This window comes from Sphingomonas sp. AAP5 (assembly GCF_004354345.1).
Taxonomy (GTDB): Bacteria; Pseudomonadota; Alphaproteobacteria; order Sphingomonadales; family Sphingomonadaceae; genus Sphingomonas; species Sphingomonas glacialis.
The window spans coordinates 400513-413413 of the sequence record NZ_CP037913.1; the positions used below are offsets into that span (position 1 = coordinate 400513).

14 protein-coding genes are annotated in these 12901 nt (G+C 66.7%); 2 read left to right on the top strand and 12 right to left on the bottom strand.

Going from position 1 to position 12901, the window contains the following annotated elements:
* Nucleotides 1-10 precede the first annotated feature (10 nt).
* Nucleotides 11-1537: an apolipoprotein N-acyltransferase gene (gene lnt, locus E2E30_RS01840; RefSeq protein ID WP_133186705.1), complete on the bottom strand. Its 1527-nt coding sequence runs from the start codon at nucleotides 1535-1537 to the stop codon at nucleotides 11-13.
* A 276-nt stretch (nucleotides 1538-1813) separates the two neighbouring features.
* Between lnt and E2E30_RS01845 the strand changes: the two genes are divergently transcribed.
* Together E2E30_RS01845 and E2E30_RS01850 are read left to right on the top strand one after the other, a co-directional pair.
* The gene (locus tag E2E30_RS01845; RefSeq protein WP_133186707.1) at nucleotides 1814-2230 is read left to right on the top strand and encodes a VOC family protein; all 417 of its coding nucleotides are present in this window, start codon (nucleotides 1814-1816) and stop codon (nucleotides 2228-2230) included.
* Between the two features lie 10 nt (nucleotides 2231-2240).
* Nucleotides 2241-2543, top strand: a complete 303-nt coding sequence (locus E2E30_RS01850) for a polyhydroxyalkanoic acid system family protein (RefSeq protein ID WP_133186709.1) — start codon at nucleotides 2241-2243, stop codon at nucleotides 2541-2543.
* Nucleotides 2544-2727: 184 nt separating this feature from the next.
* Here E2E30_RS01850 and E2E30_RS01855 read toward each other — a convergent pair whose 3' ends face one another.
* The 11 genes from E2E30_RS01855 to E2E30_RS01900 all read right to left on the bottom strand — a co-directional run bounded on the left by E2E30_RS01855 (nucleotide 2728) and on the right by E2E30_RS01900 (nucleotide 12795).
* Nucleotides 2728-4050: a PQQ-dependent sugar dehydrogenase gene (locus E2E30_RS01855; protein ID WP_133186711.1), complete on the bottom strand. Its 1323-nt coding sequence runs from the start codon at nucleotides 4048-4050 to the stop codon at nucleotides 2728-2730.
* An 89-nt stretch (nucleotides 4051-4139) separates the two neighbouring features.
* Nucleotides 4140-6398, bottom strand: coding sequence for a catalase/peroxidase HPI (gene katG / locus E2E30_RS01860; RefSeq protein WP_133186713.1), 2259 nt, complete (start codon nucleotides 6396-6398; stop codon nucleotides 4140-4142).
* Nucleotides 6399-6516: 118 nt separating this feature from the next.
* Entirely contained in the window at nucleotides 6517-7446 is a 930-nt protein-coding gene (locus E2E30_RS01865) for a hemolysin family protein (RefSeq protein ID WP_133186715.1), read from the bottom strand.
* 9 nt (nucleotides 7447-7455) lie between these two features.
* Complete coding sequence (gene ybeY, locus E2E30_RS01870) at nucleotides 7456-7965, bottom strand: rRNA maturation RNase YbeY (RefSeq protein WP_133186717.1); 510 nt, start codon at nucleotides 7963-7965, stop codon at nucleotides 7456-7458.
* On the bottom strand, nucleotides 7962-8372 hold the full coding sequence (locus tag E2E30_RS01875; protein ID WP_133186719.1) for a type II toxin-antitoxin system VapC family toxin: 411 nt from the start codon (nucleotides 8370-8372) through the stop codon (nucleotides 7962-7964). Before E2E30_RS01875 ends, ybeY begins: the two co-directional genes overlap by 4 nt.
* On the bottom strand, nucleotides 8369-8659 hold the full coding sequence (locus E2E30_RS01880) for a hypothetical protein (RefSeq protein ID WP_133186721.1): 291 nt from the start codon (nucleotides 8657-8659) through the stop codon (nucleotides 8369-8371). Before E2E30_RS01880 ends, E2E30_RS01875 begins: the two co-directional genes overlap by 4 nt.
* Nucleotides 8656-9657, bottom strand: a complete 1002-nt coding sequence (locus tag E2E30_RS01885) for a PhoH family protein (RefSeq protein WP_133186723.1) — start codon at nucleotides 9655-9657, stop codon at nucleotides 8656-8658. Before E2E30_RS01885 ends, E2E30_RS01880 begins: the two co-directional genes overlap by 4 nt.
* Before the next feature lie 115 nt (nucleotides 9658-9772).
* On the bottom strand, nucleotides 9773-9919 hold the full coding sequence (locus E2E30_RS20660; RefSeq protein ID WP_157134567.1) for a hypothetical protein: 147 nt from the start codon (nucleotides 9917-9919) through the stop codon (nucleotides 9773-9775).
* A 172-nt stretch (nucleotides 9920-10091) separates the two neighbouring features.
* The gene (gene miaB / locus E2E30_RS01890) at nucleotides 10092-11426 is read right to left on the bottom strand and encodes a tRNA (N6-isopentenyl adenosine(37)-C2)-methylthiotransferase MiaB (RefSeq protein WP_133186725.1); all 1335 of its coding nucleotides are present in this window, start codon (nucleotides 11424-11426) and stop codon (nucleotides 10092-10094) included.
* A 45-nt stretch (nucleotides 11427-11471) separates the two neighbouring features.
* Entirely contained in the window at nucleotides 11472-12389 is a 918-nt protein-coding gene (locus E2E30_RS01895; RefSeq protein WP_133186727.1) for a lysophospholipid acyltransferase family protein, read from the bottom strand.
* The gene (locus E2E30_RS01900) at nucleotides 12373-12795 is read right to left on the bottom strand and encodes a Fur family transcriptional regulator (RefSeq protein WP_133186729.1); all 423 of its coding nucleotides are present in this window, start codon (nucleotides 12793-12795) and stop codon (nucleotides 12373-12375) included. Before E2E30_RS01900 ends, E2E30_RS01895 begins: the two co-directional genes overlap by 17 nt.
* Nucleotides 12796-12901 lie beyond the last annotated feature (106 nt).

A 12901-nucleotide genomic window follows, 5' to 3' on the forward strand; every position in this document is an offset into this window, starting at 1 on the left:
ATATGACGCCCTATCGTGCCAGGCGGCGCAATGCAAATGCCGCGAGCGCCAGGATGATCCCGATCAACACCGCCATCGCATTGCCCATACGCGCGAAGAGGGTCGGGCGAGCCGCGGGGGGAATGGGGCGCTCGATCGCGCCGGCCGTGTCCGCCGGGATCGACGCGACGATGCGGCCCTGCGCGTCGATGATCGCCGAGATGCCGGTCGGTGTCGCGCGGATGACGGGCAGGCCTTCCTCGATCGCGCGCATCCGGGCTTGGGCCAGATGTTCCGCCTGGCCCCAATAGCCGTACCAGCTGTCGTTCGACGGCTGGAAGAGGAAGGCCGGGCGGTGCCCGCTCTGAACGACTTCTCCGGAGAAGATGATTTCGTAGCAGAGCTGGAACCCGACGCGGCCGAAGGCGGGGAGGTCGAGCCCGTCGGGGCCGTGGCCGGGCGCGAAATCGAACTCGCCGGGGACGAGCCGCGACAGGCCGATCGCCGAGAGCAGCGGGCGCGCCGGGAGGTATTCGCCGAACGGCACAAGATGCGCCTTATCGTAGCGGCCGAGGATCTTAGCGTTCGCGTCGATCGCGAAGATCGAGTTGGTCGCGCTGCGCACCTTTCCGGCCGCGTCGAAGCGGAGCGCGTTGCCGCCGGTCAGCACGACGTCGCGGGGTCCGAGCGGGGCGGCAATGCGGCGGCGGACAAATTCAGGGTCGTCGGCGTAATATTGGAAGGGATAGCCGTCTTCGGGCAGATAGCGCAGCGCACCTTCGGGCCAGACGATCAGGCGCGGGGCTGGGCCTGGCTTTCCGCTCAGCCTGACGAGCGCTTGCAGGTTGGTCTCGGCATAGTCGTCACGCGGACGCTGCTCGTCGGCGGCATTGGGCTGGACGACGCGGATGCGCGGGGCGTTCGGCGCGCTGGGGGCGATCGCCGGGGCGAGCGAACCGAGCGTCAGGACCAAGAGCAGGGCGGTGACGGCGGCGGGCAGGCGCCAGTCGCGACGCAGCGCGAGCAGCAGCGCGCCCGCAACGAGGAGCGTGACGCCCGAGAGCGCATAGGTGCCGATCCACTGCGCGCCGCGCGCGACGCCGATCAGCGGGAGCCAGATCTCCGACAACGGGTTCCACGGATAGCCGGTGAGCAGCGTACCGCGCAGATATTCGGTGGCGATCCAGGCGGTGGCGAAGATCAGCACGTAGCTCGCGTCGAGCACCGGGCGGCGCAGCTTCCACGCCACCGTCGCCGCCGCCATCGGGAACAGCGCGAGATACAGCGACAGCAAGGCGGGCGCGACCGACCCTAGCGCGTGCGGCATCGCATCCTGGAAGGTGAACGCCTTGGCGATCCAATTATTGCCGATCGCGAAATGCGCAAAGCCGAACAGCCAGCCGCGCCACAGCGCCGCCTTGCAGGTCGGCGCCTGGTGGACGAGCAGCATCCACGCGGCGAGGCAGCCGAGCGTGACGGGCCACCACCCGAGCGGCGCGAAGCCGACCGCGGCGATTCCGCCGAGCAGGAACGAGAAGAGCGCTGGGCGTTGGGTCATCGCGTGCGGCTATCGCGGGATCGGGCAGGCAACGCAACGCTGCGCTTCGATCCTCCCCGGAACGGGGAGGGGGTGTGCGAGCGTTGGCCTGCCCCCGGCAGGCCAAGAATGTGTCCGGGGGACACATTCTCGCTCGCACACCAGCCTTCTGCAGGCTGGTGGTGGAGGGGGCTCTCCACGATCGGTACGCCCGCGGCACGCCCCCTCCACCATTTTGCCGGAAGAGGCAAAATGGTCCCCCTCCCCCTGCGGGGGAGGATTTGGTAGGGCGCGTTTATGACACGTCCCTTCCACCTCGCCTTTCCGGTCCACGATCTCGCCGCCGCGCGCGCCTTTTATGGCGAGACGCTCGGCTGCCGCGAGGGGCGAAGTTCCGACGCGTGGATCGATTTCGATCTTTATGGCCACCAGATCGTCGCGCATCTCGATCCCTCGGCGAAAGCCGTCGCGGTGTCGAACGCGGTCGACGGGCATGACGTGCCGGTGCCGCATTTCGGCGTCGTGCTGACGATGCCCGACTGGCAGGCCCTCGCCGACCGGCTGACTGCGGCCGGCACGCGCTTCGGGATCGCGCCGCATCTGCGCTTCGTCGGGCAGCCGGGCGAGCAGGCGACGATGTTCTTTTATGACCCCTCGGGCAACGCGCTCGAGTTCAAGGCGTTTGCCGATGACGCGATGATCTTCGCGACATGAAGGATATGTGATGAGCGACCCGATCACCCTCGAAATTCCGCATAAGCTCGGCCTGGCGGGCGCTCGCGCGCGCGTCGAGGGCGGGGTCGGCAAGATCGTCGAGATGGTGCCCGGCGCGACCTCGGTCGATCACCACTGGGAGGGCGACACGATGCATTTCACCGTCGCCGCGCTCGGCCAGCGCGTTGCGAGCCGGTTGACGGTGGGGGACGCCAAGGTGCGTGCGGAAATCGATCTGCCGATGTTCCTGCGGCTGTTCGCCGACAAGATTAAGGCGAAGCTGGCGAAGGAAGCGCCGAAGATGCTGGAGTAGGGGTCTTTTCCTGCTCCTACCTCTCCCGCACGCGGGAGAGGCTACGGAGACTTGGGTCGCGCTTCTTCGGCGCGAGCCTAGTCGTAGTCGGTGAGGGTCTTCTTGTTGGGCCGGGGAAGGCAGAAGAAGGCCCTCACCCAACCCTCTCCCGCGAAGGGCGGGAGAGGGCTAGAAACGAAAGCGCCTACTTCGCGGTCACGCGCCAGATCGTGTTGCCGACATCGTCGGCGACGAGCAGCGCGCCGGCTTGGTCGGTGATCACCCCGACCGGGCGCCCTTGCGCGTCGCCCTTGGCGTTGAGGAACCCCGTCAGCACATCGACCGGCTTGCTGCCCTTGACCGGGAAGCCGTTGCCGCCGAACGGCACGAACGCGACCTTGTAGCCCGACACCGGCACGCGGTTCCACGAGCCATGCTCGCCGACGAACGCGCCGTTGGCGAACTTGCCGCCGAGCTTCGCGTCGGCCGCGAAGGTCAGGCCGAGCGCCGCGACGTGCGGGCCCATCGCGTAATCGGGGCGCTTGGAATATTCCTGCAGCGCGGGGTTCTCGGGCTTCACGCGGGCGTCGGGATAGCCGCCCCAATAATACCAGGGCCAACCGAAATTGTCGCCGAGCCCGACGCGGGTGATGTAGTCGGGCACGATGTCCGAGCCGAGCATGTCGCGCTCGTTGACCGCGACCCACAGCGCGCCCGACTTGGGCTCGAACGCCATGCCTTGCGGGTTGCGCAGGCCCGCGCCGAACACGCGGAAGGTCTTGGCCTTGGGATCGACCTGGAGGATGTTGGCGCGGAATTTCTCGGCGTCGAGGCCGTTGTCGGCGATGTTGCTCGACGATCCGACGCCGACATAGAGCAGCCCGTCGGGCCCGGCGAGCAGAGTGCGCGCCCAGTGATTGCCGCCGCCGACGAGCGGGATGACCTTTTCGGGCTTGGCGGTGATCTGGGTCTGGCCGGGGGTGAACGGCACGCGGACCAGCGCGTCGGTATCGGCGATGTAGAGCTGGCCGCCGAGCAGCGCCATGCCGGTAGGCGATTTGAGCCCCGAGATCAGCACGGTGCGCGTTTCGGCCACGCCGTCACCATTGGTGTCGCGCAGCAGCGTGATGCGGTTGGGCGAGGCGACGCCGGCGCCGCCCTTCTTCATCAGATAGCCCATCACGACGTCGGCCACCCCCTTGGTCGCGCGCGGCGGCGAATTGGTCTCGGCGACGAGCACATCGCCGTTCGGCAAGCGGTAGAGCCAGCGCGGATGATCGAGCCCGGTGGCGAAGGCGGCGACCTTGAGGCCGGGCGCGGCGACCGGCATCGCGCCGTTCTGCCAGCCGACGCGGTCGGCGACCTTGACGGTCGGGATGGTCTGCTCGCGCGGGGGCGAGATGGTCGGGCGGTCACCTTCCACCGCGCTCAGCGGAAGCTGCGCGGGTTCGGGCTGGAGCACCCACCAGAGGATGCCGCCGGCAACCAGGACGACGATCGCGAGAATGATGAGGATGTGTTTGCGCATGGATGCGAAATAGGGGGCGAAGGCAGGCAGGGGAAGCGCGTTCTCGCGAAAGATAGCCCCTCCCCTTTCGGGGAGGGGCTTCGTTCGTATCAGGCGACCGCAGGCTCGCCGCGGACATGGCCCGAGGCCAGGTCGAAGCGGTCGGCGTTCATCACCTTGACCCACGCCTTGACGAAGTCGTGCACGAACTTGTCACCTGCGTCGCCCGAGGCATAGACCTCGGCCAGTGCGCGGAGCTGGGAGTTGGCGCCGAACACCAGGTCGGTCCGCGAGGCGGTCCACTTTTCCTCGCCCGTCTCGCGCAGCGTGCCGAGATATTCCTCGTCGCTGTCGTCGCTCAGCTGCTTCCACGCCGTCTGCATGTCGAGCAGATTGACGAAGAAGTCGTTGGTCAGCTGGCCCTTGCGGTCGGTGAAGACGCCGTGCTTCTCGGCCTTGGGGTGGTTGGCGCCGATGACGCGCAGGCCACCGACGAGCACCGCCATCTCGGGCGAGCTGAGGCCGAGCAACTGCGCGCGGTCGACCAGCAATTCCTCGGTCGGAACGCTGAACTTGACCGAGAGATAGTTGCGGAAGCCGTCGGCCTTGGGCTCGAGCACGTCGAAGCTTGCGGCGTCGGTCTGCTCGGCCGAGGCGTCGGTGCGACCCGGCGTGAAGGGCACTTCGATCGCATGGCCCGCTGCCTTGGCAGCCGCTTCCACGCCGACCGAACCACCGAGCACGATCAGATCGGCGATCGACACTTTCTTCGCAACCCCATTTGCATTGGCGCCGTCGAAATCGGCCTTGATGCCTTCGTAGACAGCCAGCACCTTGGCGAGCTGCTCGGGCTGGTTGACCTCCCAATCCTTCTGCGGCGCGAGGCGGATGCGCGCACCGTTGGCGCCGCCGCGATGGTCCGAATGGCGATAGGTCGAGGCCGAGGCCCAGGCCGTCGTCACCAGCTCGGCAACCGAAAGCCCCGAATTGGCGATCGCCTGCTTGAGGCCGGGGATGTCGCTCGCGTCGATCTGCGCATAGTCGGCAGCGGGGATCGGATCCTGCCAGATCAGGTCTTCGGCGGGAACGTCGGGACCGAGGTAACGGACCTTCGGCCCCATGTCGCGATGCGTCAGCTTGAACCAGGCGCGCGCAAAGGCATCGGCGAATGCCGCCGGATCCTTCTGGAAGCGCTTGCTGATCTCGAGATACGCCGGGTCCTTCTTGAGCGCCATGTCGGCGGTCGTCATCATCGTCGGGACCTTGACGCCGGGCGTGTGCGCCTTGGGGGCAAGCGTCTCCTCGGGGTTGCCGACCGGCTGCCACTGGTGTGCGCCCGCCGGGCTCTTCACCAGCTCATATTCGTGGTCGAGCAGCATGTCCCAATAGGTCTGGTCCCAGGTGATCGGCGTCGGCGTCCAGGCGCCTTCGATCCCGGACGTGATCGTATCGTCGCCCATGCCGGTGCCGTGCGTCGACACCCAGCCCATGCCCTGCGTCGCGATGTCGGCGCCTTCCGGCTCGACGCCGACGAGCGAGGCGTCACCTGCGCCATGCGCCTTGCCGAAGGTGTGACCGCCGGCCGTGAGCGCAACGGTTTCCTCGTCGTTCATGCCCATGCGCGCGAAGGTCTCGCGCATGTCGCGCGCCGAGCCCATCGGGTTGGGGCAGCCGCCGGGGCCTTCGGGGTTGACGTAGATGAGGCCCATCTGGATCGCAGCGAGCGGGTTTTCGAACGCCTTGCCCGATTCCTCGTTGATGCGCGTTTCACCGAGCCACTCTTCTTCGGTGCCCCAGTAAATGTCCTTGAGCGGCTCGAACACGTCCTCGCGTCCGCCGCCGAAGCCGAACACCGGGCCGCCCATCGATTCGATCCCGACGTTGCCGGCCATGATGAACAGATCGGCCCAGCTCAGCTGCTTGCCGTACTTCGCCTTGATCGGCCACAACAGGCGGCGCGCCTTGTCGAGGTTGCCGTTGTCCGGCCAGCTGTTGAGCGGTGCAAAGCGCTGCGAGCCCGACGACGAGCCGCCGCGACCGTCACCGGTGCGATAGGTGCCGGCGCTGTGCCACGCCATGCGGATGAAGAACGGGCCGTAATGCCCGTAATCGGCCGGCCACCACGGCTGGCTGTCGGTCATCAGCGCGGTCAGGTCGCGCTTCACCGCGGCGTAATCGAGCGTGTTGAAGGCTTCGGCATAATCGAAGTCGTCGCCCATCGGGTTGCCCGACAGGCCGTTTTGCTGGAGGATTTCGAGGCTGAGCTGGTTGGGCCACCAATCGCGATTGGTGCGGCCGAGCAACGAGCGGAGCGGGGCGGGCTCCTTGCTCGGGTCGCTCAGCGGGCTGCCTGAGGTAATGGCGTCCATGATTCTCTCCATGTCGAGGCTTGGTAATCTCGACACGGAGAGTGGCATGGACGCGAAGATCGAGGAAATGCATTAAACCGCAGAGAGTGATCGACCGGGTGATTTCTGCGGTCGGCCGTCAGCCATCGCGACCCTCGGGTTCGGCCTTGGGCGGATGCAGGCGCAAGCCCAGCACGCGGCGTGTGTCGGCGGCGGTCACTTCGAGCGTCCAGCCGCTGTCATGCACGATGCATTCGCCGACTTGCGGCACATGCCCCGCAAGCACCGCGGCAAGGCCGCCGATCGTGTCGATGTCGCCATCGACCTCGGCGAGCCGCGGGTCGATCGTCTCGCCGACATCTTCCAATTCGGCACGCGCATCGGCTTCCCAGGCCCCGCCGTCGAGCGGGACGAGCAGCGCCTCGGGGGCGTCGTCGTGCTCGTCCTCGATATCGCCGACAATTTCCTCGATCAGATCCTCGATCGTGACGAGGCCTTCGGTGCCGAAATATTCGTCGAGCACGATCGCGAGATGGACGCGTTTTGTACGCATGTCGGCGAGCAGATCGAGCGCGCCGCGCGACATCGGCACGTAGAGCGGCTCGCGGATCAGCTCGGCGATGCTCGGCGGATGCGGCGCGCCGGTCGCAAGGATCGCGAACACGTCCTTGATATGGACCATGCCGATGATCGTATCGAGCTTCTCGCGATAGACCGGCAGGCGACTGTGGCCGGCCTCGGCGAACAAGGCGACGAGGTTGGCGAAGCTGGTGCGCTCCTCGACCGCGACGATATCGGCGCGCGGCACGCCGACGTCGCCGGCATCGCGCTCGCCGAAATGGAGCAGGTTGCGCACCATCGTGCGTTCGAGCGGGGAGAGATCGCCCTTGGCGTCGGGCGCGGGGTCATCCTCATGCGCGTCGATCGCTTCCTCGAGCGTCGCGCGGAGCGATTCGTCGCCGGTGTGACCCGAGATCCAGCTGCGGAAGCTCCGCCAGATGCTGGTTTCCGCGTGCTGGGCACCGCCTAAATGGCTGGCGGTGCCGGTCGTACTTTGGCCGTCGGGCATGGCGGTCGTTCAGTCCTCTTCGATAAGATAGGGATCGGCAAGCCCGAGGCTCTTGAGCGCGTCGATCTCGATCGCCTCCATCGCCTCGGCCTCCATGCCGACCATGTGATCATAGCCTAGCAAATGCAGCGTGCCATGCACGATTAAATGCGTTGCGTGATCTTCGAGGCTGACGCCTTTTTCCATCGCCTCGCGCGCGCAGGTCTCGTGCGCGAGGACGATGTCGCCGAGGAGGACCTCGCCATCGTCGCTGTTCTCGCCGACCGTTTCGAGCAGATCTGCCTGGACCATCGGAAAGGAGAGCACGTTGGTTGGCTTGTCCTTCTGGCGATATTGCGCGTTGAGGACCTGCACCTCGGCATCGGTGGCGAGGCGGATCGAGATTTCGACCGTGGCGGCGCCGGTCGCGAGTTCGCCGTGTGGGGTGCGTGACAGTGCGGCGGTGGCGGCGCGGGTGGCGAGCGCCTCCCAGTCGTGCTGCGGCCAGACGTCTTCAGATTGGAGTTCGACGAGGATCATGGAAGAGTCGCGTCCTTGATGTCGGTGAGTAGGAAATCATTGCCCTTGAACAGCAATGCGGCGCCAAGGCGCTTGGCACAGGCATAAGCGAAGCAATCGCCAAAATTGAGACCGGCGGGATGAACGCCCTTCCCGAACTGAGCGTGAGCGTCGAGTGCCAAAGCGGCGTCGTCTGGCTCGATCGCGACAATGCGCAGTTCTGCGGCGTCCACAAAATCCGCCACCAATGCGCGTGCTTCGGCGAAGGCTACCCCGCGAGCGCTCTGCACGCCGCGGGTCGACTCCCAGATCGCCAGTGGCGAAGTCGCGCGATCAGGCGTTGCGGTCAGAAAGGCGCCGAAGGATTTTGCCTCGGGCTCCCGGGCGATCATCGCAACGATGGCGGACGCGTCAACGAAGATCGTCACAGTTCGTCGTTCAAGGAATCATAAAAGCGCTTGTCCGCGACGAGGCCAGTCGGAAGCGGCATTGGATGCTCGCGCCAATAGCGTTCGAGCCATTCCGGTCCGCGCTGCGCCATATCATGGCGTTTCGCGTAATCCTCGATCGCCAGCCGGGTTACCTCGTGCATTTCCGTGCCGCGTTCATCAGCGACCCGCGCTATCATCCGCACCACGTCCTGATCCTCGATCAGGAATGGTGCGGAGAGCGCCTGTTGCTCGGCGCGGGTCGGCTGATCTGCGGGCGCATTCATGACGCCCCTTCATACGCCTCGACGATACGACCGACAATGGGATGGCGCACGACGTCACCCGAACCGAAGCGGCAGATCGACAGGCCCTCGACACCCTCGAGCCGCCCGACCGCATCGTTCAACCCGGACGCATTCATGCCCCCGGGCAGATCGGTCTGCTTGGGATCGCCGCACACAACCATCCGGCTGTTCTCGCCGAAGCGGGTGAGGAACATCTTCATCTGCGCGGGCGTGGTATTCTGCGCCTCGTCGAGGATGATGAAGGCGTCCGCGAGCGTGCGCCCGCGCATGAAGGCGATCGGCGCGATCTCGATCTCGCCCGAGGCGATGCGCCGCTCGACCTGCTCGGCGGGGAGGCAGTCGTTGAGCGCATCGTAAAGCGGACGGAGATACGGATCGACCTTCTCCTTCATGTCGCCGGGGAGGAAGCCGAGCTTCTCGCCCGCCTCGACCGCGGGGCGCGACAGGATCAGGCGCTGGATGCTGCCGGTGATGAGCTGTGCCACCGCTTGCGCCACTGCGATGTAGGTCTTGCCGGTGCCCGCTGGCCCGAGTGCGAAGATGATGTCGTTGTTGAGCAGTTGCCGCATGTAATGCGCCTGCGCGATCGTGCGCGGGACGATCGTCTTCTTGCGCGTACGGATCATGATCTGCGGGACGGCACCACCGCCGGCATCGGCCTGGATGATCCCGGCAAGCGTCGGCTCGCTCGACATGGCGATCACCGCGTCGATCAGCCCGGTATCGACGACTTCGCCGCGCACGATGCGGTTGTAGAGCCCGTGGAGCACGTCGCGCGCCTGCGCGACCGCCTCGGCGCTGCCCTCGAGCCCGACCTTGTTGCCGCGCGCGGTGATGTAGACGCCAAGCTTGTTCTCGAGCGCGAGCAGGTTCTGGTCGAATTCGCCGAACAGCTGCGCCATCAATTGGGGACGATCGAACACGAGTTCGGTGCGGCTACGATCACCGGATTGCGCGGGGACGGGCTTGCGGCTCATGCGGTTCCTTAACGTCGGAGGGTGAGCAAAAGGTAGGGATCGCGGCGCGGATAGATAGGTGGCGATCGGAATATTCCGACGCGGCGCCCGAGGGCGCTGGGCGCGCGTGCGAGGATCAGCGGCGCAGGCCGATCCGTTCGAGCACGATGCGTCCGCCCGAGAGCAGGATCATGCCGACGCCCGCCGCGATATAGACCCACAAGGCCGCCGGATTGCGCTTCCATTGCGGCGGCACGAGTTCGGTCGGGGCGGGTTTGGGCATAGGCTGCGTTTTGCGCTTTTTGGGGAGGCGTGTCGAGGGGGCGCTTCTTTTTGAGCCCTCTTCCATTCTTCATGGGAGAGGGTTGGGTGAGGGGCTTCTGCTTCTTTCTGGCGGCGGCGGAAAAGAAGGAAGACCCTCACCCAACCCTCTCCCGCGAAGGCGGGAGAGGGCTTTAGGAAGAAGACGGCGGGAGGAGGCCGAGCATAGAGTTCGCGCCGGCTTCGGCGAGCGTCACTTCGACGAGATCGCCGATCGCGGCATCGCTCACCAGATGGACCGATTGCAGCCACGGGCTCTTGCCGATCAACTGACCGGGCAGCTTGCCGGTGCGTTCCATCAACACCTGGCAGGTCCGCCCGACGGTGGCCGCGTTGAACGCCGCCTGGTCGCGGTTGAGCGCGGCCTGGAGGCGCTGGAGGCGGTCGTCCATCACGTCTTCGGGGACCTGATCGCCCATCGTGGCGGCGGGCGTGCCGGGGCGCGGGCTGTATTTGAAGCTGTACGCCTGGGCATAGCCGACCGCGTCGACCAGGCTCAGCGTTTCGCGGAAATCGGCCTCGGTCTCGCCGGGGAAGCCGACGATGAAATCGCCCGACAACGCAATGTCCGGCCGTGCCGCGCGGACGCGCTCGAGGATGCGCAGGTACGAGTCGCGGCTGTGGCTGCGGTTCATCGCCTTGAGGATGCGGTCGCTGCCCGCCTGCACCGGCAGATGGAGGAACGGCATCAGCTTCTCGACCCGCGCATGCGCGTCGATCAGCCCCTGCGTCATGTCGTTGGGGTGGCTCGTCGTGTAGCGGATGCGGGCGAGGCCGGGGATCGCATCGAGCGCGGCGATCAAGTCGTGCAGGCCGCGCGCGCCATCGGTCCAGGCGTTGACGTTCTGGCCGAGCAGGGTGAGTTCGCGTGCGCCGGCGTCAACTAGTGCCTTGGCCTCGTCGACGATTTGCCCCCAACCGCGCGAGACTTCGCCGCCACGCGTATAGGGCACAACGCAATAGGTGCAGAACTTGTCGCAGCCTTCCTGCACCGTGAGGAACGCGCTCGGCGGCACGCGGCGGCGCGCGGGGAGGTGACCGAACTTGAGGTCGACCGGCATGTCGGTATCGAGCGCCGCCTCGCCGCGTGCGGCTTTTGCCACGAGGTCGGGGAGGTTGTGATAGGCTTGCGGGCCGACGACGACGTCGACCTTGGCGCGCCGCACGATCTCGGAGCCCTCGGCCTGTGCGACGCAGCCGGCGACTGCGATCATCGGGCTGCGGCCCTGCTTGCCGGCATCCTTGCGCAGCCGGCCGATGTCCGAATAGACCTTTTCGGTCGCGCGCTCGCGGATGTGGCAGGTGTTGAGCACGACGAGGTCGGCGTCCTTCGCATCTACCTGCGTGAGACCTTGCGCGGCCATCAGCTCGCCCATCCGGTCGCCGTCATAGACGTTCATCTGGCAGCCGAACGATTTGACGGCGTACGTCTTCGGGGCGGTCTTGGGGGCGGGTGTGGCGTCTGACATGATCGGCGGCGCTATAGGCACAAAAGCGCCGGTGCAGAACCCCTGCTAGGCGGTCGGCGCGGGGCGCTCGAGACCGGCGGCGAGGACGCCGGGCAGCGTGTCGCCTTTGCCCGCCCAGGCGTCATGTCCGATGAACGGCGGGACGGGGCCGCACATCACCACCGACAGCGCCGCCTCGATGCGCCGCTTGCTCTCGGCTGCGATCAGCTTGCGCCCGGGAAAGTCGCGCGGATAGAAGGGTTCGAGGAAGTGCACCGCGACGCGGAACCGCTCTTTGCGCGCAAGCAGCCGCATCGCATTGGCCTTGCCGGTCTCGTCCCCGATCCAGGCGATATCCGCACCGACCGGGCCGTAGTCGAGCAGCACGGGCTGCACCATCACGCCCGGCGGCGGTGGCTCGAGCACCTTGAGCATCGGCGTCTTGAACGGCAGCAACGAGCGGCCGTCGGTGGTCGTGCCTTCGGGGAACACCGTGACCGACCAATTCTCGGCAAGCGTCTCGCGCAGTGCGTTGATCTGCTCGGCGACTCCCAGGCGATCCTCGCGCGCGACGAACACGGTACGGTTGAGCGTGGCGAGCCAGCCGACCACCGGCGCCTCGCGGATTTCGGCCTTGGCGACGAACGCGGTGCCGCTTGCCCCCGCGATCGCGAGGATGTCGATCCAGCTGACATGGTTCGCAACGTAGAAAACGTCGCGCTTGAGCGGCACGCCGACGACGCGCACGCGCGCGCCGCAGATCCGTGCCGCGGTGCCGAGGAACAGTCGCGGCCAGGGCGAGGAAAGCCGCACCGTCCGCCACAGATAGTGCAGCGGAATCGCGAGCAGCAGCGTCACCGCGAGCAAGCTCACGCGCGTCCACAGCCTGACCCAGCCGAGCCAAGAGATCGGGGGCGGGCGGCCAGCGGCCGCGTCGGCCCGCGCCGAGGCGCGCGCCGCAGCCGCTTCAGCTCTTGCGGTCAAGGACGACGCCGTACAATTCCATGCGGTGATCGACCAGGCGGAAGCCGAGCCGTTCGGCGATCGCCTTCTGGAGCTGCTCGAGCTCGGGATCGACGAATTCGATGACCTTGCCGGTCTCGACGTCGATCAGATGATCGTGATGCGCCTCGGGCGCGGGCTCGTAGCGCGAGCGGCCGTCGCCGAAATCGTGACGGTCGAGGATGCCGGCCTCTTCGAAGAGGCGAACGGTGCGGTACACGGTGGCGATCGAGATGCCCGGATCGATCGCCGAGGCGCGCTCATAGACCTTCTCGACATCGGGATGGTCTTCGGCATCGGAGAGGACGCGTGCGATCACGCGACGCTGGTCGGTGATACGCAGGCCTTTTTCGGCGCACAGGGCTTCAAGATCGATATGACGCGGCATGCGGCCGATGTAGGCGCTTCGCGGTTGTTGCGATAGGGGATAGTGAGTCGCAACAAGCCCGATCGACCAACCGTCGAGCCCCTCCCTGTCGCGGGAGGGGCGGTGG

Bases quoted from the DNA above. Each gene is read 5' to 3' on its own strand.
- lnt (WP_133186705.1), bottom strand. From the start codon at position 1,537: ATGACCCAACGCCCAGCGCTCTTCTCGTTCCTGCTCGGCGGAATCGCC.
- E2E30_RS01845 (WP_133186707.1), top strand. From the start codon at position 1,814: ATGACACGTCCCTTCCACCTCGCCTTTCCGGTCCACGATCTCGCCGCC.
- E2E30_RS01850 (WP_133186709.1), top strand. From the start codon at position 2,241: ATGAGCGACCCGATCACCCTCGAAATTCCGCATAAGCTCGGCCTGGCG.
- E2E30_RS01855 (WP_133186711.1), bottom strand. From the start codon at position 4,050: ATGCGCAAACACATCCTCATCATTCTCGCGATCGTCGTCCTGGTTGCC.
- katG (WP_133186713.1), bottom strand. From the start codon at position 6,398: ATGGACGCCATTACCTCAGGCAGCCCGCTGAGCGACCCGAGCAAGGAG.
- E2E30_RS01865 (WP_133186715.1), bottom strand. From the start codon at position 7,446: ATGCCCGACGGCCAAAGTACGACCGGCACCGCCAGCCATTTAGGCGGT.
- ybeY (WP_133186717.1), bottom strand. From the start codon at position 7,965: ATGATCCTCGTCGAACTCCAATCTGAAGACGTCTGGCCGCAGCACGAC.
- E2E30_RS01880 (WP_133186721.1), bottom strand. From the start codon at position 8,659: ATGAATGCGCCCGCAGATCAGCCGACCCGCGCCGAGCAACAGGCGCTC.
- E2E30_RS01885 (WP_133186723.1), bottom strand. From the start codon at position 9,657: ATGAGCCGCAAGCCCGTCCCCGCGCAATCCGGTGATCGTAGCCGCACC.
- E2E30_RS20660 (WP_157134567.1), bottom strand. From the start codon at position 9,919: ATGCCCAAACCCGCCCCGACCGAACTCGTGCCGCCGCAATGGAAGCGC.
- miaB (WP_133186725.1), bottom strand. From the start codon at position 11,426: ATGTCAGACGCCACACCCGCCCCCAAGACCGCCCCGAAGACGTACGCC.
- E2E30_RS01900 (WP_133186729.1), bottom strand. From the start codon at position 12,795: ATGCCGCGTCATATCGATCTTGAAGCCCTGTGCGCCGAAAAAGGCCTG.